This is a genomic window from Mycolicibacterium gilvum (assembly GCF_900454025.1).
Lineage (GTDB): Bacteria > Actinomycetota > Actinomycetes > Mycobacteriales > Mycobacteriaceae > Mycobacterium > Mycobacterium gilvum.
The window spans coordinates 5,296,443-5,318,612 of the sequence record NZ_UGQM01000001.1; the positions used below are offsets into that span (position 1 = coordinate 5,296,443).

At 68.9% G+C, this 22,170-nt stretch carries 25 protein-coding genes; 5 read left to right on the top strand and 20 right to left on the bottom strand.

Features of this window, described 5'->3' with window-relative positions; translation table 11 throughout:
* Positions 1-196: 196 nt before the first annotated feature.
* From DYE23_RS24895 to DYE23_RS24905, 3 genes are all read right to left on the bottom strand, one after another.
* The gene (locus DYE23_RS24895) at positions 197-1,411 is read right to left on the bottom strand and encodes an IS110 family RNA-guided transposase (RefSeq protein ID WP_115328440.1); all 1,215 of its coding nucleotides are present in this window, start codon (positions 1,409-1,411) and stop codon (positions 197-199) included.
* 124 nt (positions 1,412-1,535) lie between these two features.
* Positions 1,536-2,312, bottom strand: a complete 777-nt coding sequence (locus tag DYE23_RS24900; protein ID WP_193373604.1) for a hypothetical protein — start codon at positions 2,310-2,312, stop codon at positions 1,536-1,538.
* A 56-nt stretch (positions 2,313-2,368) separates the two neighbouring features.
* Complete coding sequence (locus DYE23_RS24905; protein ID WP_011892336.1) at positions 2,369-2,989, bottom strand: carbonic anhydrase; 621 nt, start codon at positions 2,987-2,989, stop codon at positions 2,369-2,371.
* On the opposite strand from DYE23_RS24905, the gene DYE23_RS24910 reads away from it, so the two are divergent.
* A complete protein-coding gene (locus DYE23_RS24910) occupies positions 2,988-3,893 on the top strand; it encodes an iron-sulfur binding domain-containing protein (protein ID WP_172527838.1) in 906 nt (301 codons plus the stop codon). The genes DYE23_RS24905 and DYE23_RS24910 overlap by 2 nt on opposite strands.
* 6 nt (positions 3,894-3,899) lie before the next feature.
* Here DYE23_RS24910 and DYE23_RS24915 read toward each other — a convergent pair whose 3' ends face one another.
* Positions 3,900-4,880: a GlxA family transcriptional regulator gene (locus DYE23_RS24915; protein ID WP_115328441.1), complete on the bottom strand. Its 981-nt coding sequence runs from the start codon at positions 4,878-4,880 to the stop codon at positions 3,900-3,902.
* Between the two features lie 72 nt (positions 4,881-4,952).
* On the opposite strand from DYE23_RS24915, the gene DYE23_RS24920 reads away from it, so the two are divergent.
* Positions 4,953-5,210: a hypothetical protein gene (locus tag DYE23_RS24920; protein ID WP_011892333.1), complete on the top strand. Its 258-nt coding sequence runs from the start codon at positions 4,953-4,955 to the stop codon at positions 5,208-5,210.
* Here DYE23_RS24920 and DYE23_RS24925 read toward each other — a convergent pair.
* Positions 5,193-5,954, bottom strand: coding sequence for an alpha/beta fold hydrolase (locus DYE23_RS24925; RefSeq protein ID WP_115329096.1), 762 nt, complete (start codon positions 5,952-5,954; stop codon positions 5,193-5,195). The genes DYE23_RS24920 and DYE23_RS24925 overlap by 18 nt on opposite strands.
* 24 nt (positions 5,955-5,978) lie before the next feature.
* Between DYE23_RS24925 and mhuD the strand changes: the two genes are divergently transcribed.
* Positions 5,979-6,308 carry a mycobilin-forming heme oxygenase MhuD gene (mhuD, locus tag DYE23_RS24930; RefSeq protein WP_013472885.1) on the top strand — a complete coding sequence of 110 codons (330 nt, stop codon included), beginning with the start codon at positions 5,979-5,981 and terminating at the stop codon, positions 6,306-6,308.
* On the top strand, positions 6,283-7,641 hold the full coding sequence (locus tag DYE23_RS24935; protein ID WP_011892331.1) for a serine hydrolase: 1,359 nt from the start codon (positions 6,283-6,285) through the stop codon (positions 7,639-7,641). The genes mhuD and DYE23_RS24935 overlap by 26 nt, the downstream gene beginning before the upstream one ends.
* Here DYE23_RS24935 and DYE23_RS24940 read toward each other — a convergent pair.
* The 6 genes from DYE23_RS24940 to lysS all read right to left on the bottom strand — a co-directional run bounded on the left by DYE23_RS24940 (position 7,638) and on the right by lysS (position 14,227).
* Complete coding sequence (locus DYE23_RS24940; RefSeq protein WP_115328442.1) at positions 7,638-8,189, bottom strand: histidine phosphatase family protein; 552 nt, start codon at positions 8,187-8,189, stop codon at positions 7,638-7,640. The genes DYE23_RS24935 and DYE23_RS24940 overlap by 4 nt on opposite strands.
* Positions 8,190-8,205: 16 nt before the next feature.
* Positions 8,206-9,012 carry a CbtA family protein gene (locus DYE23_RS24945; protein ID WP_115328443.1) on the bottom strand — a complete coding sequence of 269 codons (807 nt, stop codon included), beginning with the start codon at positions 9,010-9,012 and terminating at the stop codon, positions 8,206-8,208.
* A 26-nt stretch (positions 9,013-9,038) separates the two neighbouring features.
* A complete protein-coding gene (locus DYE23_RS24950) occupies positions 9,039-9,254 on the bottom strand; it encodes a CbtB domain-containing protein (RefSeq protein WP_011892328.1) in 216 nt (71 codons plus the stop codon).
* 201 nt (positions 9,255-9,455) lie between these two features.
* Positions 9,456-11,999: an ATP-dependent protease ATP-binding subunit ClpC gene (gene clpC1 / locus DYE23_RS24955; RefSeq protein WP_115328444.1), complete on the bottom strand. Its 2,544-nt coding sequence runs from the start codon at positions 11,997-11,999 to the stop codon at positions 9,456-9,458.
* Between the two features lie 270 nt (positions 12,000-12,269).
* Positions 12,270-12,614, bottom strand: coding sequence for a histone-like nucleoid-structuring protein Lsr2 (lsr2, locus tag DYE23_RS24960; RefSeq protein WP_013472892.1), 345 nt, complete (start codon positions 12,612-12,614; stop codon positions 12,270-12,272).
* A 107-nt stretch (positions 12,615-12,721) separates the two neighbouring features.
* The gene (gene lysS / locus DYE23_RS24965) at positions 12,722-14,227 is read right to left on the bottom strand and encodes a lysine--tRNA ligase (protein ID WP_011892325.1); all 1,506 of its coding nucleotides are present in this window, start codon (positions 14,225-14,227) and stop codon (positions 12,722-12,724) included.
* 23 nt (positions 14,228-14,250) lie between these two features.
* Between lysS and DYE23_RS24970 the strand changes: the two genes are divergently transcribed.
* Positions 14,251-15,516 (top strand): alanine racemase, encoded by a 1,266-nt coding sequence (locus tag DYE23_RS24970; protein ID WP_115328445.1) that lies wholly within the window; start codon positions 14,251-14,253, stop codon positions 15,514-15,516.
* A 6-nt stretch (positions 15,517-15,522) separates the two neighbouring features.
* On the opposite strand, the gene DYE23_RS24975 is transcribed toward DYE23_RS24970, so the two are convergent.
* From DYE23_RS24975 to folP, 9 genes are all read right to left on the bottom strand, one after another.
* The gene (locus DYE23_RS24975; RefSeq protein WP_115328446.1) at positions 15,523-16,335 is read right to left on the bottom strand and encodes a type III pantothenate kinase; all 813 of its coding nucleotides are present in this window, start codon (positions 16,333-16,335) and stop codon (positions 15,523-15,525) included.
* 4 nt (positions 16,336-16,339) lie between these two features.
* Positions 16,340-16,744, bottom strand: coding sequence for an aspartate 1-decarboxylase (gene panD, locus DYE23_RS24980; RefSeq protein ID WP_011892322.1), 405 nt, complete (start codon positions 16,742-16,744; stop codon positions 16,340-16,342).
* Positions 16,744-17,682 (bottom strand): pantoate--beta-alanine ligase, encoded by a 939-nt coding sequence (gene panC / locus DYE23_RS24985; RefSeq protein ID WP_115328447.1) that lies wholly within the window; start codon positions 17,680-17,682, stop codon positions 16,744-16,746. The genes panD and panC overlap by 1 nt, the downstream gene beginning before the upstream one ends.
* 5 nt (positions 17,683-17,687) lie before the next feature.
* Entirely contained in the window at positions 17,688-18,632 is a 945-nt protein-coding gene (locus DYE23_RS24990) for a Rossmann-like and DUF2520 domain-containing protein (protein WP_115328448.1), read from the bottom strand.
* Positions 18,633-18,711: 79 nt separating this feature from the next.
* The gene (locus DYE23_RS24995) at positions 18,712-19,932 is read right to left on the bottom strand and encodes a DUF6779 domain-containing protein (protein ID WP_115328449.1); all 1,221 of its coding nucleotides are present in this window, start codon (positions 19,930-19,932) and stop codon (positions 18,712-18,714) included.
* Between the two features lie 69 nt (positions 19,933-20,001).
* Entirely contained in the window at positions 20,002-20,478 is a 477-nt protein-coding gene (locus DYE23_RS25000) for a DUF3180 domain-containing protein (RefSeq protein ID WP_115328450.1), read from the bottom strand.
* Positions 20,478-20,993 (bottom strand): 2-amino-4-hydroxy-6-hydroxymethyldihydropteridine diphosphokinase, encoded by a 516-nt coding sequence (gene folK / locus DYE23_RS25005; RefSeq protein ID WP_115328451.1) that lies wholly within the window; start codon positions 20,991-20,993, stop codon positions 20,478-20,480. Before folK ends, DYE23_RS25000 begins: the two co-directional genes overlap by 1 nt.
* Complete coding sequence (folB, locus tag DYE23_RS25010) at positions 20,990-21,367, bottom strand: dihydroneopterin aldolase (RefSeq protein WP_115329097.1); 378 nt, start codon at positions 21,365-21,367, stop codon at positions 20,990-20,992. The genes folK and folB overlap by 4 nt, the downstream gene beginning before the upstream one ends.
* Positions 21,364-22,167: a dihydropteroate synthase gene (gene folP, locus DYE23_RS25015; protein WP_115329098.1), complete on the bottom strand. Its 804-nt coding sequence runs from the start codon at positions 22,165-22,167 to the stop codon at positions 21,364-21,366. Before folP ends, folB begins: the two co-directional genes overlap by 4 nt.
* Between the last annotated feature and the right edge of the window lie 3 nt (positions 22,168-22,170).

The window sequence follows — 22,170 nt, forward strand, 5'->3', positions numbered from 1 at the left end:
GCGTCGTTCGGGCTGCCATGGAGGCGAAGAGCCGGGTGCCAAGTTAGGAGCGGCGTAACCCGAGACGGGTCCGCCATAACCGCAGCGGCATCTGATCCGGCCCTTCGTCCCGTCTGTCCAGCGTGGCACTGCCGGCCGTGGTTGTGAAGAGTGTTCTCCCGAGCTCCTTTCGGCCAGGGCTGGCGCTTCTGGTGGTTCAGCTCCAGCGGGCGGGGTCGTAGACGGCGTGGTCGCGGACCAGAGCGTGAGCGATGCGGTTGGCGCGGTGAGCCAGTGCACAGGCGATGACGCCGCCACGCTTGCCGCGGTCCTTGAGTCCGTGTGCGTAGGTCTTGGCGGTCGGCTCGGTCAGCCACAGACCGATACCGAGGTCGATCAGTGCTCGGCGCAGCGCCACGCTGCCCTCGCGGCTGATCGATCCGTCCCGGCGTTTGTGCGCGGATTCGTACTGCATCGGCGAGAGCCCCGACGCGCGGTAGATCTGGCGTGATCCCGGCCATCTGTTCGGATCACCCAAGGCGGCAGCATAATTGGAGACACGGACCACGCCCCAGCCCGGCACCGTCGTCAGGGTGCGAAACGGGCTCGACGGTAACAGTCGGGCAAGTTCGGTTTCGGCCTCGGCGATCGTGGTGTCCAGGTTGGTCAACAAGGCCATGTCAGCGGCCAGCACACGTCGGGCCACTACGGCATCGCGGGTCGGCAAGGCGTCCTTTGCCGCGGCGATCAGACGCTCGGCGACCGGGCGGCGCAGCTGCACATCGCGGGCCGCCGCGAAGCGGATCAACCGATTCACCCCTAACCCCGACAATCGCGCCGGATCGGTGAACTCGGCGGCGACCAGACGCCCGATCTTGGTACCCAACACATCCGGCAACGCCAACGTCAGTCCGGGAAACGCCCGATCGAGTTGACTGAGTAACTGATTTTTCGTCGCCGTGCGGGTCGCGACCCGCCGCGACCGATGCTGGGCCCACGCCGCCATCTCTCCGATGAGCACGTCACGCTCACCGATCACCCGGCCCCGGCCAGCCAGCATCAACTCGGCGATCGCCTCCAGATCGATCCCGTCAGTCTTGAGCCGCCGCCGGCCCATCACCCGACGCTGCTCAGCCACATGAGCAGGGTTGAGTTCGCGCACCTCCCACCCTGGCGGCCAGTGGTAATCGGCCACCGGTCGGTGGTAGTGCCCAGCCGCTTCTATACCCACTCTGACCTGCGCACACGATGACGTCACGGCCAGCAGGCGCTGCGTCGCAGCGTCCAGACCCGAGCGGGTCATCGCGAACTCAACCGGGCCCATCAACTGTCGATGAGCGCTATCGGTCACTGACACCATCAACGAGGTCTTGCCGACATCGACGGCAACGACGATCGTGGACACCGTGACTGGAGCATTCAGCACAGACACAACAACACCTCCGGGGCGTGCCAGGAGAACTAGAGCGCGCCAAACGCTCAGGTCCTCGAAGGATCTTTGACAATCCCTTCCTGACACCCCCGGAGGCGTTTGTGAAGGCCTGGCTCAAGTCATATCAACCGACGGGCGCGGGACCCGGCACCGGCAGGTGCGGTGCGCCCTCGACCGGTGGCGGCATCGCCGCGGCCTCGGCGAGGATGAACGGCACCGGCGCGGATCTGAGGTTCCCGAGCTGCACCACCAGGTTGTAGGTGCCGGCACCGATCGGCTGACGGGGCAGCGGGCAGTTCGGCGCCGAACTCATCCCGGTCCAGGTGACCTCGGTGGTGACCTGCTCGCCGGGCTGGAACGTCTTGATCAGCGTCTCGTTCGACGGGGCGCAGTCGAGGTTCGACCACAGCCGCTGGTTGTCGAGCGTGTACACGTAGGCGGCCAGCACTGCGGCGCCGACATCACGCTGGCAGGCGACCAGACCGATGTTGGTGACCACCATCGTGAACTTCGGCTGATCGCCGACGATGAACTGCGGCTGGTTGGTGATGCCCTTGACCGCGAGGGTCGAGTCGGGGCAGTCGTCGCCTTCCTTGAGGATCGGCGGCGGCACGACCGCCGCGGTCGGGGTCGGCGTGGGCGGCGGCGCCTGCTGCGCGGGCGGCTGGATCGGTGACTTGACGTCGGGGTTCTCCCCGGGCAACGGCGGCGGCGCGGCCTGCCCGGTCTCGGCCGCGGATTCGCTCGCGGCGGGCTGCTCGGTGCTTCTGGTGTTCAGCACCACGACAGTGATCACCGCGACGACGACCGCGATGACCAGCGCCGCGATGCCTGCGGCCAGCGCGCGACGTCGCCAGTAAATCTGCCTGGGCAGCGGCCCATGCGGTTCCAAATCCAGCACATCCACACGGTAAGCCCAGGTCACGCCGCGTCGTTCGAGGTTGCCCGGCGTGTCGTCTAGCTCTCGCCGATGTCTCCGATGTGGTCGCGCAGATCCACCTTGCCGTCGGCGAGGTGGTAGGTGAGGCCGACGATCGCCAGCTTGCCGGCGTTGACCGCCTCGGCGATCGCCGTCGAACGGCTCAGCAGCTGCTTGCCCGTCTCGGTCACGTGCCTGGCCTCGAACTCGTCGACCCGCGACAGTCCGTCGCGGCGACCCACCAGGATCGACGGCATGACGCGCTCCACGACGTCACGCACGTAGCCGCCGGGCACCTCGCCGTCGTCGAGCGCACCCAGGGCCGCCTTCACCGCGCCGCAGCTGTCATGGCCCAGCACGACGACGAGCGGCACCTCGAGCACCGACACCGCGTATTCGATGGAGCCCAGCACCGCGGAGTCGATCACGTGTCCGGCGGTCCGCACCACGAACATGTCTCCGAGCCCCTGGTCGAACAGGATCTCGGCGGCGACGCGGCTGTCGCCGCACCCGAACACGACGGCGGTCGGCTTCTGCGCGGCGGCCAGGCTGGCCCGGTGGTCGGTGCTCTGGCTGGGATGTTGGGGTTTGCCGGCGACGAAGCGCTCGTTACCCTCTCTCAGTGCTTTCCAGGCGGTCAACGGATTCGTGTTCGGCATGGCCGTCATTGTGCCTGAGCCGGTCTCGATGATCGATCCGAACGAGCTGATCCGTTGGTATGCCACTGCGCAACGGGATCTGGCGTGGCGCCGGCCCGGGGTGTCGGCGTGGCAGATCCTGGTCAGCGAGTTCATGTTGCAGCAGACGCCGGTCGCGCGGGTGGAGCCGATCTGGCTGGACTGGGTGGCCCGCTGGCCGACGCCGTCGGCGACGGCCGCCGCGAGCGCGGCCGACATCCTGCGGGCATGGGGCAAGCTGGGCTATCCGCGGCGGGCCAAACGGCTGCACGAGTGCGCGACGGTCATCGCCACCGAGCACGGCGACGTCGTGCCCGACGATGTGGACACCTTGTTGACCCTGCCCGGTGTCGGGACCTACACCGCGCGCGCCGTCGCGTGTTTCGCCTACCGCCAACGGGTTCCGGTCGTCGACACCAACGTGCGGCGGGTGGTGGCCCGCGCCGTGCACGGTCTGCACGACGCGGGACCGCCGTCCACGCGCGACCTCGCCGACGTCGCCGCGCTGCTCCCCGACGACGACACCGCCCCGCACTTCTCGATCGCGGTCATGGAGCTGGGTGCGACCGTGTGCACGGCACGGGCTCCGCGCTGCGGTGTGTGCCCGCTGACGCACTGCGCGTGGCGGTCCCGGGGTTTTCCCGCGGGCACCGGCCCGGCCAGGCGTGTGCAGCGCTACGCCGGCACCGACCGTCAGGTCCGCGGTCGTCTGCTGGATGTGCTGCGCGACAACGCTTCTCCGGTCACCCGCGCAGAACTCGACGTGGCGTGGACGACCGACCCCGCCCAGCGGGACCGCGCGCTGGATTCGCTGCTGGTCGACGGGCTGGTCGAGCAGACGGCCGACGGACGCTTCGCGCTGGCCGGTGAAGGCGACCAGACGTGAGGATGATCAGGCGATCTCGGCGACCTCGGGGGCGTGGGCGTTGAAGCGCTTGCGGTAGTCCGACGGCGTCACGCCGATGAGCCTGCGGAAATGGTGTCGCAGCAGCGTCGCGGTCCCGAAGCCGGACTGTTCGGCGATGCGGTCGATGTCGAGCGTCGTCTCCTCCAGCATGCGGCGCGCGTAGAGCACCCGCTGGTCGGTGATCCACTGCATCGGGGTGCGTCCGGTCTCCTCGACGAAGCGGCGGGCGAACGTGCGGCCGGACATGTGGGCGCGGCGCGAGAGCGACGTGACCGTGTGCGGCTTGTCCAGGTTGGCCAGGATCCAGTCCAGGTGCGGCGCGAACCGCTCCGAACACTTCACCGGGATCGGCTGGTCGATGTACTGCCGCTGCCCGCCGTCGCGCTGCGGCGGCACCACCATCCGGCGGGCGATCTTGTTGGTGACCTCGCTGCCCATCTCCCGGCGCACGAGATGCAGGCACGCATCGATGCCCGCGGCGGTTCCCGCGCTGGTGATGAGGTTGCCGTCGTCGACGAACAGCACGTTGCGGTCGACCTTCGCCGTCGGGTACATCTCGGCCAACGCGTCGGCGTGCATCCAGTGCGTGGTGCAGGGCCGGCCGTCGAGCAGACCGGCGGCACCGGCGACGAACGCGCCGGAGCACACCGTCAGGATGATCGACCCTGACTCCGCGGCACGACGGATCGCGTCGAGAGCCTCCGGCAGATAGGTGCCCTGCCGGCTGGCGATCGCCGGGATCGCGACCAGGTCGGCGCCGACGAGATCGTCGAGACCGTGGTCGGGGGTGATCGTCGCCCCGACCGAAGTCCGCAGTGGTTCGCCGGGTTCGGGGCCGCACACCTTGAAGTCGAAGTTCGGCACCCCGTCGGCCGACCGGTCGATGCCGAACACCTCGCAGACGACCCCGAACTCGAAGACCGCGAGCCCGTCCAGCACGAGGGTCGAGACCGTCTTTATCGCCATGGCAGCATTTTATCGATAGATGTCACTGCTGCCACTGTTGGCGGAATATCACGCAGGCGCAGCATTTCTGCCATGAGCACCGCACTCGCCTTCCTGATCCTCGTCTCCCCGTTCGCCCTCGCCACGCTGCTGACCTGGGCCGCCCACCGCTCCGGATCGCTGCGGATGCACCTGGACCAGTTCCGGGTGTCGGGACCCATGACCGGACGGCTCTTCGATCATCGGGACTCCGACTCCTACCGAGTCCAGCACGACCTGGATGCGATCCGCACCCGTTTCGAAGAGCAGCCCGCCTGGCCCGGCCCGGCCGTGTCAAGCGAACGACGATAGAAACGCCTCGACCGCGTCCCGGTATTTCCCGGGCGCGTCGTCGTGGACCAGATGCCCGGCGCCGGGCACGTGGAGATACTCGGCCCCGCGCGACCTCTGCGCCATCGCCCGCATCTGTCCCGGCGGGGTGACGGAGTTGCCGGCCTCGATCAGCAGCGTCGCCGCCGTCACCGCCTCCCACTGCGACCAGTAGTCCCGCGTCCCCCACTCCGCGGCGATCTCGATCCAGCGGGCAGGGTGGCCGTGCAGGCGCCACCCGGTCGCGGTGCGGTCGAAAGCCTCCAGGAAATACTGACCGGCCACGGGCCCGAACTCGGCATAGACCTGATCGGCCGAGGTGAACTCGACGGGCAGCGCATGGACCCACGGCTCCCACGGACCCGTCGTGCGGCCCCGGAAGTCGGGCGCCATGTCCTCGACCACCAGGGCGGTCACCAGCTCGGGACGCTCCGCGGCCAGGCACCACGAATGCAGCCCACCCATCGAATGTCCGACCAGGATCGCGGGCTCCCCCAGCGACTCGACGGCCTCACCGAGGTCGGCGACGAACCGTTCGGTGCAGATCGGGTGGGGATCGTCGACCTCGCGGCCGCGGTGCCACGGCGCGTCGTAGGTGTAGACGCGCCCGTGCCGGATCAGCCACGGCAGCTGCCTCGGCCAGGTGGTTCCGCGGCCCATCAAACCGTGCACCAGGACCACGGGCCGCCCCGCACCCCCTCGGGCGGTGAGCAGGTCGGTGCGCATCGCTACGCACGGTAACCTGACGCCATGTCCGACAAAACCCCCGTGGTGAAGATCAACGCCATCGAAGTTCCGCCGGACGCCGGTCCGGAACTGGAGAAGCGGTTCGCGCACCGCGCCCACGCCGTCGACAACCAGCCGGGCTTCCTCGGTTTCCAGCTGTTGCGCCCGGTCAAGGGCGAGAACCGCTACTTCGTCGTCACCCAGTGGGAGAGCGACGAAGCGTTCCAGGCGTGGGCCAACGGACCCGCCGTCGAAGCCCATGCCGGAGAACGCAAGAACCCGGTCGCCACCGGAGCGTCTCTGCTCGAGTTCGAGGTTGTACTCAACGTTGCGGGGACTGACACCGACGCCTGAGGCGGCCCGGGCCCGGCGCGGGGCGACCGTCGTGGTCGCGCTCCTGTCCGTCGTGGCCCTGGCCTGCGGGTGTGCCGCCACACGTCCAGCACCCGCCGACGCCGCATACGGCGCGCCGATCCAGATCAACACACCGCAGGGGCTGCGCGCGAAGCAGACCATGGACATGCTCAACAGCGACTGGCCGATCGGCGAGGTCGGTGTTCGCACGCTGGCGGCTCCCGACCTCGTCGAACACGTCGGGGTGACGCTCGACCGGATCTGGTGGGACAGACCGTTCACCCTCACCGACGTCGACGTCGGCGCGGGTTGGGCCACCCTCGACGTGCAGACCTCCTACGGCGTCGCGCAGACCATCCGGTTGCGCACCGACGAGCAGGGGCTGGTCGACCGGTTCAGCGTCGACCTGGTCCCGCCCGAGATCGACGAGTGGTCCGACATCGACGAGCAGCTCACCGCGTCGGGTGCCCGGTACTCCTACCAGGTGGCCAAGGTCGACGACGGTCGGTGCGTGAAGGTCGCCGGCTCCAACACCGACCTGTCGTTACCGCTGGCGTCGATCTTCAAGTTGTATGTGCTGCTGGCCGTCGCCGACGCCGTGAAGGCCGGCACCCTGCAGTGGTCCGATCCGCTGACGATCACCGAGGAGGCCAAGGCCGTCGGCTCCTCCGGATTCGACGAGCTGGAGCCGGGCGCCACGGTGACGGTGCGCGAGGCGTCCCAGCAGATGATCTCGGCGAGCGACAACATGGCCACCGATCTGCTGATCGAACGGCTGGGGCCCGGCGCCATCGAGCGGGCGCTGGCCGAGGCGGGCCATCACGACCCCGCCAGCATGACGCCGTTCCCGACCATGCACGAGCTGTTCTCCGTCGGCTGGGGCACCCCCGACCTGCGTGAGCAGTGGAAGAAGGCCTCTCCGGAGGGCCGGGCGCAGCTGCTGCAGCAGACGAACTCCCGCCCCTACGAGCCCGATCCGAAGCGCACCCACATGCCGGCGTCGGAGTACGGCGCCGAGTGGTACGGCAGCGCGGCCGACATCTGCCGGTTGCACGCCGCGCTGCAGCGCAGCGCCGTCGGGGAGGCCGCACCGGTCAAGGACATCCTGTCGTTCCTGCCCGGCATCGACCTCGACCGCGCCGAGTGGCCCTACATCGGCGCCAAGGCCGGCAACCTCCCCGGGGACATGACGTTCAGCTGGTACGCCGTCGACAGGTCCGGACAGCCGTGGGTGGTGAGCCTGCAGTCGAACTGGCCGGAGTTCCGCAGCCAGACCGCGGCCGCGTGGCTGATGTCGATCGCCAGGCAGACCTTCGACCTGATCCCGAATTAGACCCTCAAGGTCCAGGCGTGGCCGCGGCAGTGCAGCACCGTGCGGCTGGCCGGCGCGACGTCGATGCGCCAGAACGACTTCGCGGGCGCGTTCAACGCGACCAGGACGGCGGCCCGCACCACCGCGGGGTGGGTGACCGCGACGACGCGGACCCGCTCGGCGGCCAGCGTGTCCATCCACGCGCCCACCCGGCTGACCAGGTCGACGACGGACTCGCCGCCGTGCGGGGCGCGGGCCGGGTCGGTCAGCCAGATCGTCATCTCCTCGGGCGACACCTCCCCCAGGGAACTGCCCCGCCACCGGCCACAGTCGAGGTCGGCGAGCGCGGACTCGACGACGGGCCGCAGCCCGAGCAGTTCGGCGGTCTGTTGTGTCCGGGACTCGGGACCGCAGAGAGCTCGGTCGACCGGGCCGAGAGCGGACGGCTCCAGCTCGCCGATCTGGCGGCGGCCCAGCGGGTTGACGGGCTCGTCGGTGGGGAACCGCCCGGCCGCCATCGCGTCGGTCATGCCGTGCGACACGAAGGTCAGCCGGACGACCTCACTCACGCCCCGGCACCGGGATTCACGCGGGGACGGACTGCTTCCGCTCCCCCAGCAGCCGGGAGATCATCGCGGCGAAGACCAGACCGATCGTCGCGTAGACGACGACCTGGGTTCCCAGTGCGTACAACCGGAACTCGTAGAGAAGGTCGGCGGGGAATCCTTCGTAGACGATCGCGCCGTTGTCGTCGCGCAGCGGGCCCGGCGTTTCGTTGATCGACGGCAGGACCAGCATCATCACGGCGACGGCCGCGATGTAGGCGCCCGCCGCGGCGACGGAGGCATTCCACGCGCCCAGCCTGGCCGCCCAACGCCTGCCCAGGTACACCGCAGCGACCAGGAGCGCCACCGACAGCACGACCGTGGCGAGGTAGAGCAGCGTGCGCTGCCGGATGGTCTCGTCCAGGCTCAGCGCCGGCGGGCTCGCGGGGTACTTCAGCGACGGCACGATGTAGAGGCTCAGCAGCATGCCGCCCGCGACGTAGAGCGAGGTCAGGCGGGCCGACACGGTACCGATGCGGCCGTAGGCCACCGCGTACACCACCGAGAACAGGGCCCCGATCGCAACGCTGAACGCCAGCAGGCCCAGTCCCAGCCCGACGTTCATCTGGATGGCGCGGGTGATGCCACCTTCGCCGTCATGGCTGTGACCGTGGCCGCCGTGGCCACCGTGGCCGTGTTCGAGGGCCTCGTGCGCCGCGCCGATGCCCTCCTCGTAGCCGATGGCCAACTCGATCTGCGGCTCGACGAAGATCCGCGCGAAGACGAACGCCAGCACGCCGGCGACGGCGCCGGCCAACAGGCCGCGCCAGATGATCTGCTTCTCCATGTTCACTTGTCCCTTTGCCGCTGAGGTCAGTGGCAGGGGAAGCCGAGGAGGTGGCGTGCGTCGTGCACGAATTCGTGAATGTAGGTGCTGTTGCCGAAGACCGACGTCGCGCCCTGGTCCATTCCGATGAAGTACAGAACCACCAGTGCGAAGAACGCCGTCAGCGACAGCCACACCGCGGCCTTGGTCGCCGAGAGATCGATGACTCCTGCGGGGGTTCTGCTCGCGTGCGGTGAGGTCATGGTGGTTCCTTCCCGGGATTTCGCGTCCCAACCAGATGTGCGACGGAAACCGGGTCTGACTGTCACAGTGGCGCGACCGTTCTGGATTTGCACCAGATTCCGACACCCGTCGATGTACACGAGCATCGTAAGCCAAACGGGGCGGCCACCCTCCCCCGGTTACGAAATTGGGAAGGCGACCGCCCCGTTCGGGTTGGTGTTCTACTCGGCTGCGGGCCCCGCGCCACCGGCTCCGGCCTGGGCCAGATCCGGTTCGGCCACCTCGACCGGCTTGCGCGCACCGCTGAACGTGAAGACCGCGTCCTCGCCCTGGCCCTCGCCGTCCCAGTTCTCGACGTCGACGGTGACGAGCTGACCGGGCCCGAGCTCCTCGAACAGGATCTTCTCGGACAGCTGGTCCTCGATCTCACGCTGGATGGTGCGGCGCAGCGGCCGGGCACCGAGCACCGGATCGAAGCCGCGCTTGGCCAGCAGCGCCTTCGCCTTCGGCGTCAGCTCCATGGCCATGTCCTTGGCCTTGAGCTGGTTGCCGACCCGGCCGATCATCAGGTCGACCATCTGGATGATCTCGTCCTGAGTCAGCTGGTGGAAGACGATGATGTCGTCGATGCGGTTGAGGAACTCCGGACGGAAGTGCTTCTTCAGTTCGTCGTGAACCTTCTGCTTCATCCGCTCGTAGTTGTTCTCGCCGCCGCCCTGGGTGAAGCCCAGTCCGACCGCCTTGCTGATGTCGCTGGTGCCGAGGTTCGAGGTGAAGATCAGCACGGTGTTCTTGAAGTCCACCGTCCGGCCCTGACCGTCGGTCAGGCGACCGTCTTCGAGCACCTGCAGGAGGCTGTTGTAGATCTCCTGGTGGGCCTTCTCGATCTCGTCGAACAGCACGACCGAGAACGGCTTGCGGCGCACCTTCTCGGTGAGCTGGCCGCCCTCTTCGTAGCCGACGTACCCCGGAGGGGCACCGAACAGCCGCGACGCGGTGAAGCGGTCGTGGAACTCACCCATGTCGATCTGGATGAGCGCGTCGTCGTCGCCGAACAGGAAGTTCGCCAGCGCCTTGGACAGCTCGGTCTTACCGACTCCGGACGGGCCGGCGAAGATGAACGAACCGGACGGGCGCTTAGGGTCCTTCAGACCGGCACGCGTGCGGCGGATCGCCTTCGAGACGGCCTTGACGGCGTCCTCCTGGCCGATGATCCGCTTGTGCAGCTCGTCTTCCATGCGCAGGAGACGGGTGGTCTCCTCCTCAGTCAGCTTGAACACGGGGATGCCGGTCCAGTTGCCGAGCACCTCGGCGATCTGCTCGTCGTCGACCTCGGCGACGACGTCGAGATCACCTGAGCGCCACTGCTTCTCGCGCTCGGCGCGCTGCGCGACGAGTTGCTTCTCCTTGTCGCGCAGGCTCGCGGCCTTCTCGAAGTCCTGCGCGTCGATCGCGGACTCCTTCTCCCGGCGCGCATCGGCGATCTTCTCGTCGAACTCGCGCAGGTCCGGCGGCGCGGTCATCCGGCGGATGCGCATGCGCGCGCCCGCCTCGTCGATCAGGTCGATCGCCTTGTCCGGCAGGAACCGGTCGTTGATGTAGCGGTCGGCCAGCGTCGCTGCCGCGGCGATCGCACCGTCGGTGATGGAGACGCGGTGGTGCGCCTCGTAGCGGTCGCGCAGACCCTTGAGGATCTCGATGGTGTGCGCGACGGTCGGCTCGCCCACCTGAACCGGCTGGAAACGACGCTCCAGCGCGGCGTCCTTCTCGATGTACTTGCGGTACTCGTCGAGGGTGGTCGCGCCGATGGTCTGCAGCTCGCCGCGGGCCAGCTTCGGCTTCAGGATGCTGGCCGCGTCGATCGCACCCTCGGCGGCACCCGCGCCGACGAGTGTGTGCAGCTCGTCGATGAACAGGATGATGTCGCCGCGGGTGTTGATCTCCTTGAGGACCTTCTTCAGCCGTTCCTCGAAGTCACCGCGGTAGCGGCTGCCCGCGACCAACGATCCGAGGTCGAGGGTGTAGAGCTGCTTGTCCTTGAGCGTCTCGGGCACGTCGCCGTGCACGATCGCCTGGGCGAGCCCTTCGACGACGGCGGTCTTGCCGACGCCGGGCTCGCCGATGAGGACCGGGTTGTTCTTGGTGCGACGGCTCAGCACCTGCATGACCCGCTCGATTTCCTTCTCGCGGCCGATGACGGGGTCGAGCTTGCCCTCCATCGCGGCGGCGGTCAGGTTGCGGCCGAACTGGTCGAGGACCAGCGACGTGGACGGATTGCCCGCCTCCCCGCCGCGGCCGCCGGTGCCGGCCTCGGCGGTCTCCTTGCCCTGGTAGCCGCTCAACAGCTGGATGACCTGCTGGCGCACCCGGGTCAGCTCGGCGCCGAGCTTGACGAGGACCTGCGCGGCCACGCCTTCACCCTCGCGGATGAGGCCGAGCAGGATGTGCTCGGTGCCGATGTAGTTGTGGCCGAGCTGCAGCGCCTCGCGCAGGCTCAGTTCGAGCACCTTCTTGGCCCGCGGAGTGAAGGGGATGTGTCCGGACGGTGCCTGCTGTCCCTGACCGATGATCTCCTCGACCTGGCTGCGCACCCCTTCCAGGGAGATGCCCAGCGACTCGAGTGACTTGGCGGCCACGCCTTCACCCTCGTGAATGAGTCCCAGCAGGATGTGCTCGGTGCCGATGTAGTTGTGATTGAGCATCCGGGCCTCTTCTTGAGCCAGGACGACAACCCGACGCGCACGGTCGGTGAATCTTTCGAACATCCGTGGTTACCTGCTCTCCATCGCATAGTGGAGGTGCTGCTCTGCTGCCGTTCAACACGGCCGTGAACCAGCGCTGTGCACCTACGCCGTCCACTCTAATGGGCGACAGCTTCGGGTGCCCCGCCTGGCAGCCCCTGTAGGGGTGACAAAAGAGCTACAGATGCCATGCCGGATGTCATCTGCCCGATGCTGCAAGAACAACGTGACAGGTCGGCAAAACGTTTCCGGGAGCGAGTGCTGTTCGGTTCGCCACCAGCGAACGTCGATATGTCAGGTGGCGGCGTGGAAAGCGTCGATCACATCGGCGGGAATTCGGCCGCGCGTCGACACATTGTGGCCGTTGCGCCGGGCCCATTCACGGATCGCCGCGCTCTGCTCGCGATCGATTGCGGCACGACCGCGGCCGGTACCAGCCACAGCGCGGCCGCGGCGACGGCCACCGACACGGCGTCCGGCCTCGACCCACTGCTTCAAGTCATTGCGAAGCTTTGCGGCGTTCTTGGCAGAGAGGTCTATCTCATAGCTCACACCATCGAGACCGAATTCCACGGTCTCGTCGGCGCCGCCTTCCCCGTCAAAATCGTCGACCAAGGTGACGGTAACTTTCTTCGCCATTACCCGACTGCCCTTCCTAAGCGTCAGATGAACGGAATGCCGCTCACCTGAGGCACCAATGTGCCATATAAAGCCGGGCTATTCAACAACGTTCGATTAAACGCAGTTCAGTTACTGTGTCGGCGAACTATCGGGAACAAAACCGTCTCCCTAATGGATAGTCCCGTCAACGCCATCAACAACCGGTCGATGCCCATTCCGGTGCCCGTGGTGGGCGGCATCCCGTACTCGAGTGCGGCGAGAAAGTCCTCGTCGAGGGCCATCGCCTCGTCATCACCTGCGGCGGCCGCGCGCGCCTGCGCCTCGAATCTCTCCCGCTGGATGATCGGGTCGATCAGTTCTGAGTATCCGGTCGCGAGTTCGAACTTGCGGACATAGAGATCCCATTTCTCGGTGACACCCTCGATGCTGCGGTGCGGCCGGGTCAGCGGGGTCGTCTCGACCGGGAAATCCCTGACGAATGTCGGCGCCCACAACGTGTCGCCGACCGTGAATTCCCAGAGTTCCTCGACCAATTTTCCGTGCCCATAACCGCGGTCGCGGGGGATCTCGACACCCAAACGGTCCGCGATCTGCCACAGTTTCTCGGCCGGCGTCGCGGGTGTTATCTCTTCACCCAGAGCCTCGGACAATGACGGGTACATCTGCAGCGACTGCCATTCCCCGTCGAGGTCGTACTCGGTGCCGTCGGCCAATGGAACCTGTCGGGTGCCGATGGCTTCGTCGGCGACCTCCTGAATAAGTTCTCGGGTGACGGTCGCGGAATCGTCGTAGGTGCCGTACGCCTGATAAGTCTCCAGCATCGCGAATTCCGGCGAATGGGTGGAATCCGCACCTTCGTTTCTGAAGTTCCGATTCAACTCGAAGACGCGGTCGAATCCGCCGACCACACAGCGCTTGAGAAAAAGTTCCGGCGCTATCCGCAGATAGAGGTCGGCGTCCAATGCATTGGAGTGCGTGACGAAAGGACGCGCCGCCGCCCCGCCGGCGAGAGTCTGCAACATCGGAGTTTCGACTTCGAGGAATCCGCGCCGTTCCAGCGCCGAGCGCACCGCGCGCACCACCGCAATGCGTTGCCGCGCAATTGTGCGGGCTTCGGGGCGCACGATGAGGTCGACATAACGCTGCCGAACCCGGGTTTCCTCGTTCAATTCCTTGTGCGCCACCGGCAACGGCCGAAGTGCCTTCGACACGATCTGCCAGGAGTCGGCGAGCACCGACAATTCCCCGCGGCGCGAACTGATGACCTCCCCGTGCACGAACACGATGTCCCCGAGGTCGACGTCGGCCTTCCAGGCATCCAGCGATTCCTGACCGACCTCGGCGAAGCTGATCATCACCTGCAGCTGTGCGCCGTCGCCCTCCTGCAGCGTCGCGAAGCACAGCTTCCCGGAATTGCGCGCGAAGATGACCCGCCCGGCGACCCCGACCTTCAGGCCGGTCTTGGTGTCGGGTTCCAGATCCGGATACGCCTGCCGCAGTTCGGCGAGGGTGTGGGTGCGGTCGACCTTCACCGGGTACGGTTCGCGCCCCTCGGCGAGCAACCTCTCGCGCTTGGCCTGACGGATGCGGAACTGCTCGGGGATATCGTCAGGAGAATCTGGGGACGTCACGACGTGCCAGCTTAAATGAACAGATGACCGCGCCCGGAATCGCGCCGATCGACGACATCGTCTTCGACGCCGCGGTGCGCGACCTGCGCGACCGCCCGCTGGACTGGCGCTTCAAGGGCGTCCCGGCGGACTGGTGGGGCCGCACGGAAGCGCAGATCATCGCCGCAGGCTCCGCGGTGCCCGTCGGCGGCGGCGCCGGGCCGCAGTGCGTGCTGCGCGACGACGCGCTGACACACAACGTGGACACGATGGCCCGGTGGTGCGCAGCGCGCGGCATGGAGCTCGCGCCGCACGGCAAGACCCACATGTCACCGCAGCTCGCGGAACGGCAGCTGGCCGGCGGTGCGTGCGCGATCACCGTGGCCACCGTCGCCCAGGCCGCGGTGTATCGCGCGTTCGGGGTGCGCTCGCTGCTGCTGGCCAACGAGCTCGTCGACGCCGCGGGCCTGCGGTGGGTGTCGGTGGAGCTGGACCGGGATCCCGACCTGCGGTTCGTGTGCTGGGCCGACTCGGTGCGCGGGGTCGAGCTGATGACGGCGGCCCTCGACGGCGCCCGACGTCCGATCGACGTCTGCGTCGAGGTCGGCATCCCCGGCGGGCGGTCCGGGTGCCGCACGGCCGAAGCCGCCGACGACGTCGCGCATGCTGCGGCCGCATCCCCGCGCCTGCGGCTGGTCGGGGTCGCGGGTTACGAGGCCGCCGTGGCCCAGTCACTCGACGACGACGCGCTGGCCGTCGTGACCGCTCACCTCGCCGCGGTGCGCGCCACCGTGATCCGGCTGGCCGCGCTGTTCGAAGACGACGACGTCGTCGTCACCGCCGGCGGCAGCACGTACTTCGACGCGGTCGCCGACGCCCTGTCCGACTGGCCCGGCGGCATCCGGGTGCGGCCGATCCTGCGCAGCGGCTGCTACCTCGCCCACGACCACGGCCTCTACGCGCGCACCTCGCCACTGACCCGTGGCGGCCCGGACGGATTCCGTCCCGCGCTCGAGATCAGGGCACAGGTGCTGTCGCGGCCCGAACCGGACCTGGCGATCGTGGGGATGGGGCGTCGCGACGTGTCGTTCGACCAGGGCATGCCGGTGCCGCTGGGCGATGTGGCCGGCGCCGTCGAGAAGCTCAACGACCAGCACGCTCACCTGCGGGTGACCTCCGGAGACGTCGAGGTCGGAGACTGGCTGCGGTTCGGCATCTCGCACCCCTGCACCACCTTCGACAAGTGGCGGCTCATCCCCGTGCTCGACCCGGACGACCGGGTAGTCGACCTCGTCCACACATTCTTCTGAACGTCGTCAGCGGGCCTGCTTGAGCTTGCGCTGGTTGTCCCGGTTGCGCTCGAACACCAGGCGCAGCCCGTCGAGGGTCAGGTGCCGGTCGTAGTGCTGCACGGTGCTCAGATCCTCCAGCACCAGCGGGGCGCTGTGGCCGGTCGCGACGACGGTGACGTCGTCTCCGCCGAACCCGTCGACGTCCTCCCGGATGCGGTTGACCAGACCGTCGACCAGCGCGGCGAAGCCGAACACCGCGCCGGCCTGCATGCATTCGACGGTGTTCTTGCCCACCACCGAACGGGGACGGGTGAGCTCGACGCGTCGCAGAGCCGCCGAACGCGCCGCTGCCGCGTCGGAGGACACCTGCACACCGGGGGCGATGGCACCGCCGAGGAACTCGCCCTTCGCCGACACCACGTCCACGCAGATCGAGGAGCCGAAGTCCACCACGATCGCGGCAGTCCCGTACTTCTGATATGCGGCAAGGCAATTGACGATCCGGTCGGCCCCGACCTCTTTCGGGTTGTCGACCAGCAGCGGGATTCCGGTGCGCACACCCGGCTCGATCAGCACGTGCGGCACCGACGGCCAGTACTGCTCCAGCATCACCCGGACCTCGTGCAACACCGACGGCACCGTCGACAGACCGGCGGCCCCGGTGAGCAGTTCGGCGTCGTCTCCGATCAGACCGTCGATCGTGAGCGCCAGTTCGTCTGCGGTGACCTCGGATTCGGTGCGGATCCGCCAGTGGTGCTCAACCTTGCCGTGAGATCCCGACCCGGAGATCAGGCCCACGACGGTGTGGGTGTTGCGGACGTCTATCGCGAGCAGCACGGCATCACCTCGGCGACAGCAGTTCGGCGGTGTCCGGCACGAAGGCCGGATCCGCTCCGAGGTCGAGCACCCGGTTGTCGGCGTCGACGAAGACCACCCGCGGCTCATACGTCCTGGCGGCGGCATCGTCGAGCATCCCGTAGGCGATCAGGATCACCAGGTCGCCCGGGTGAATGAGATGCGCTGCCGCACCGTTGATCCCGATGACGCCGCTCCCGCGCTCCCCGGTGATCACGTAGGTGACCAACCGGGCGCCGTTGTCGACGTCGACGATCGTGACCTGCTCGCCCTCGAGCAGATCTGCGGCGTCCATCAGGTCGGCATCCACCGTGACCGACCCGACGTAGTGCAGGTCCGCCTGCGTCACCGTGGCGCGGTGGATCTTGGACTTCAACATCGTCCGTAACATCAGTTCCTCCAAGGAATTTCGGGGCTCTTTCCGTGGGCGGTGCGCGGATGGCCGTCGATGCCTGCACTCGCACCGATGTCGATCGCGATGTTGTCGATCAACCGGGTGCGCCCCAACCTGGCGGCGACCAGGATGCGGCCCGGTCCCTCGGCGGGCGGCGGGCCCAGCATCGGGTCGCGGATCTCCAGGTAGTCCAGTTGCAGCGCCGGGACCTCGTCGAGCACCGCCCGGGCGGCGTCGAGTGCCCCCGCCACCCCGGCGGACGCCGCGTACATGCCGGCCAGCAGTGCCGCCGACAGTGCGCCCGCCTGCTCGCGCTCCTCCGCGGCGAGGAAACGGTTGCGCGACGACATCGCCAGGCCGTCGGCTTCGCGCACCGTCGGCACCCCCTGGATCTGGATGTCGAGGTCGAGATCGGAGATCATCTGCCGGATCAGCGCCAGCTGCTGATAGTCCTTCTCCCCGAAGTAGGCCCGGTCCGGCGCGACGATGTTGAACAGCTTGAGCACCACGGTCAGCATCCCGGCGAAATGCGTCGGCCGTACCGCCCCCTCGAGCTCGGCCCCGATTGGTCCCGGGTGCACCGTCGTGCGCATGCCGTTCGGGTACATGTCGTTGGCGGTCGGGGCGAACACGACCTCGACACCCTCCTCCCGCAGCAACGCCAGGTCCTCGTCGAGGGTCCGCGGGTAGGCGTCGAGGTCCTCGCCCGCGCCGAACTGCAACGGGTTGACGAAGATCGACACCACCACGACCGCACCCGGTGCCCGCTTGGCCGCGCGCACCAGGCTCAGATGCCCGTCGTGCAGCGCACCCATCGTCGGGACCAGGATGATCCGCCGGCCCGTGGCCCGCAGCGCGCGGGTGACAGCGGAGACGTCGGTCGGTCGGTGATAGAGATTCAGTTGTCCCGCAACGAATTTCGGCGCGCCACCCATGCCCGTCACTGTCCTGTCTCCGTCAACACGTCGAACACCGCCGCCGGGGGGTGCGCCCGCTGCGCGGTGCGCCACGAATCGGCCCGATACGCCTGCGCCAGATCGGGATTCACCTCGGCGAGCGCGTGCAGATGCGCTGCGACCGCAGCCGCGTCACCGCGTGCGACCGGTCCGGTGAGCGCCGCCTGACCGCGCTGCAGCGCGTTCTCCAGCGCCGCACGAGCCAGCGGCCCCACGATCCGCTCGGCGATGCCACCCGGTGAGTCGCCGACGGTCTCCTGACCGAGCAACTCCTGACCCCACAGCGCGGCGCGCAGCGCGTCGACCGCATCGAGGACAACCGTGACCAGATGGTTGCTCGAGTGCGCGAGCGCCGCGTGGTAGAGCGTGCGGGCGTCCTCGCGCACCCGGAACGGTTCGCCGCCGATCTCGAGGACCAGCGACTGCGCGATCGCATACCCGATCTCGTCGCCCGCCGTGATCCCGAAGCAGGTGCCCCGCAGCCGGTCGACGTCCTCGTCGGTGCCGGCGAACGTCATCGCCGGGTGGATCGCCAGCGTGATGCAGCCGAGCGCGGCCAGCGGTGCGAGCACGCCGATTCCGTTGGCCCCGGAGGTGTGCACCACGATCGTGTTGGGGCGCACCGCCCCTGCCGAAGCCAGCCCCGACACCAGTGCGGGCAGTTCGGCGTCCGGCACCGCGAGCAGCAGCAGTTCGGCGCGGCGGGCCACCTCGTCCACGGGCAGGACCGGGGTGTCGGGAAGCCATCGCGCCGCCCGAGCGCGGGACGCGGACGACACCGCCGCACATCCGACGACGACGTGCTCGGCGCGTTCGAGCGCGACGCCCAACGCGGTGCCGACCCGGCCCGCGGAGATCACGCCTATCGTGAGCCTGGCCGGGCGGAGTCCGTCGTGCGGAGAGTTCCCGCCGGCGGAGGGCTGCACCATCGCAGTCGACCTCGCTGTTATCTCGGGGCTTCGTTCCGGTCCCGCGGGGCGGGTACCGGACGGTCGCCAAGAGCCTAGCTCAGTCCTCGCGGCGCCTTCGTCCGCCACCGCCCGACGGGGTGGCCTGCAGCCGGGCCAGCAGTTCGGCCACCGACTGACCGCCGGTGTGCGCGCCGCCGTCGGCGTCGGACTCGTCGGGCTGCTCGGGCTCCTCGTCGGGCACAGCGGGCTCCTGCGGCTGCTCACCGACCGCCGAATGCCGGCCACGCGGGGGTTGCCGGTCTTCGGAGGGCTGCTCCGGCGCCCTGCGACGGCCGACGTACTCGTCATGACCGTCCTCGGCGGGCGGGGCCACCCAGTTGCTGCCGGGGGCACCGGCCGGGATGTACTGCCCTTCGGCGGGAACGGGCTGCCACTGCGACGACTGGGCGGGGGCCTTCTGGGACGGGGTCTGCTGGGGCGGGGTCTGCTGGGGTGGCAGCCACGGGAACTGCGGACCGGGCGGCGGCATCTGCGGCGGCGGGGGCATCGGGGGTGGCGGCATCTGCGGGGGCTGCGGCGGCTGCTGGGGATGCTGCTGCGGCGGGGGCGGGGGCGCCCACTGCGGCTGCGCGGCGGCATCGGCGCGATGCCTGCGCGCGGTCTCCTGCTCACCGGATCTGCGGTGCGCTCCGCCGTGCTCGTCGACCGCGGCCGCCCATTCGTGCTCCGGCGGGTGCGGTTCCGCCGGCACGTCGATGATCGGGCTTTCCTCGGTCTCGGGCGCGTCGGGCTCCGCCGCCGCGGCGACCTCGCCATCCTCGGTGTCGATGCGGCTGCTGGTGACACGTCCGGCTGTCCGCTCGGTCTCCAGCGCGGGGCGGTGCGACAGGTCGGCGTCGAACAGATACTCCAGGTTGGCCCGCAGCGCAGCGAGTTCCGCGCGCAGCGAGGCGACCTCGTCGGAGGACTGCGCCTGCAACTCCGAGGCCAGCTCCCGCCGCAGATGCGACTCGACCGACAGCTCGTACTCGCGGCGGGCCGAGATCTCCCGTTCCAGCTGCAGGTCGTAGACCAGCTTGAGGTCGCGCACCTTGGCCTGATCGCTGTCGCTCTGCCTGCGGTAGATGACCGACACGAACGCGGCCACCACAGCCGCCCACAGCGCGAGAATCACTGCCAGCCTGAGCAACTCGACGCGACTGGTGAAAACCAGCGCCGAGCTGGCCGCAATGGCCAGCACCAGCAACACCGTCATCAGAATCCACCCGGGCCTTCGGCCACCGCGTCTCAGGCGGCCGCCGCGGGTCGGATCGGTCATGGGGCGACTGTACCGCCACAGGTCATCGCGCGTGTCGACCTCACGGCGGCGATTCGGGCTCGTCTGCGCTCAGCCCGGCGCGGGGTCGGCCTCCGGCGCCGAATCGTCCGGCGAGGTGCAGCAGTACTGCAACCACAGCGCGGCGATGACCAGTGCCAGCGCGCACAACGCGGCGATCACCGCGCCGGCGGTGTCCTCGGCGGCGACCCGCAGCGACCCACGCCGGGGAAGGAGATAGATGACCACCGCGAGCCACCACCCCAGCACGACACTGCCCATCCAGGCCGACGACTTCGCGATCACGACCGACCGCGCCACCGCGAGCGGATGCAGCCGTCCCGCCCCGACTCCGATGCGACCGTCACGAATCCTGGCCCGCACCAGGAACGCCCAGCCCGCCAGCGCGACGGCGACGCCGAGCAGCGACATGCCCGTCCACACGGTGATCGGCGGGAAGACCCGGTACACCACATACATCAGCAGGTAGCCGGCGATCGCCGCGGCTGCGACGGCCGCCGCCAGGTCACGCTTGCGGGTCAGGCCCATCAGCCGGCGCTCCGGGGCCGCAGCACCAGATCGGTGAGGCGCACACCGGCGCGCTCGGCGGGATCGAGCGCGGCCAGGTGCGCCGACACGGCCGACTCCGCCGACTCGGCCGAGGCGTCGACCACCGACCACGGCACCAGCACGAAGGCCCGCACGTGGGCGTAGGGATGGGGCAGGGTCAGGTCGGGATCGTCCATCACGATCTCGGCGTCGTCGTCCCGGCAGGAGACCAGATCGACGTCCAGTGTGCGCGGCCCCCAGTGCTGTTCGCGGGTCCGCCCGCACGCATCCTCGAGTTCGTGGGCCCGGCGCAGCCACCCGTGGGCGTCGAGTGCCGGATCCTCGGCGAGGACGACCGCGTTGAGGAACGGGCCCTGCTCGACGCCGCCCCACGCATCGGTCTCGTAGACCGGCGACACCCCCGTCACCGCCGGCCCCAGCGCGTCGAGCACCGACTGCAGATGCGCGAGTCGGTCGCCCAGGTTCGAGCCGATCGACAACACGACCGTTGTCATACGCTCCGGCCGCCCCGTCGGGAGCGGCGGGCCGTCACCGCAACATCGTTGAACTGCAACGGGATAGGCGCGGACGGCTTGTGCACCACGACCTCGACCGCGTGCGCGCGCTCGTCGCGCATCACGTCGTCGGCGATCTCGCCGGCTACCGCCTCGATCAACTGCCGCGGCGGACCGGCCACGATGTCGGCGGCCCGCTGCGCCAGCACCCCGTAATCCAGCGTGTCGGCCAGATCATCGCTGGCCGCCGCGGCGGACAGGTCGATCCACACCGTGATGTCGACGACGAAGTCCTGACCGTCGCGACGTTCGTGATCGAAGACGCCGTGATTGCCCCGCACCGTCAGGCCGCGCAGTTCGATCCGGTCGGTCATGAGGCCCCGCCCCGCCACGCCGCCACCACCGCGAGCGCGTCCACCGACGCGCGGACGTCATGCACCCGCACACCCCAGACATCGTGCCAGCCGGCCAGCGCCGAGATGACCGCCGTCGCGGTCTCCCGCCCGGCCGGCGGGCGCGGTTCGCCGTCGGGCGCGGCGAGCAGGGTCCCCAGAAAGCGTTTGCGGGATGCGCCGACGAGCACCGGAATCCCCGTCGAGACGAAATCCGGCAACGCGTTGAGCAACGCCCAATTGTGTTGTCCTGTCTTGGCGAAACCGAGGCCCGGGTCGATGATCAGTTTGTCGGGGTGCACGCCCGCGGCCACCGCCGCGTCCACGCCGCTCAGCAGTTCGTCGCGCACCTCCGCGACGACGTCGCCGTACGCCGGCACCTCGTGCGGGTTGTCGCCGTCCACCGACCGCCAGTGCATGAGGATCCACGGCACGCCGGCGTCGGCGACCACCCGCACCATGTCGGGATCGGCCCGGCCCCCGGAGACGTCGTTGACGATCTTCGCCCCGCTGTCCAGCGCCGCGTGCGCCACCGCCGCGTGCATGGTGTCGATGCTGACGGTGATCCCTTGCTGGGCAAGCTCTTTCACGACCGGCTGGATCCTCGAGATCTCTACCTCGGGGTCGACGCGGGTGGCGCCGGGGCGGGTCGACTCGCCACCGACGTCGACGATCGCCGCGCCCTGGGCGACGAGCTCGACCCCGTGCGCGACGGCGCGGTCGCGATCCAGGAAGAGCCCACCGTCGGAGAACGAATCGTCGGTGACGTTGACGACGCCCATCAC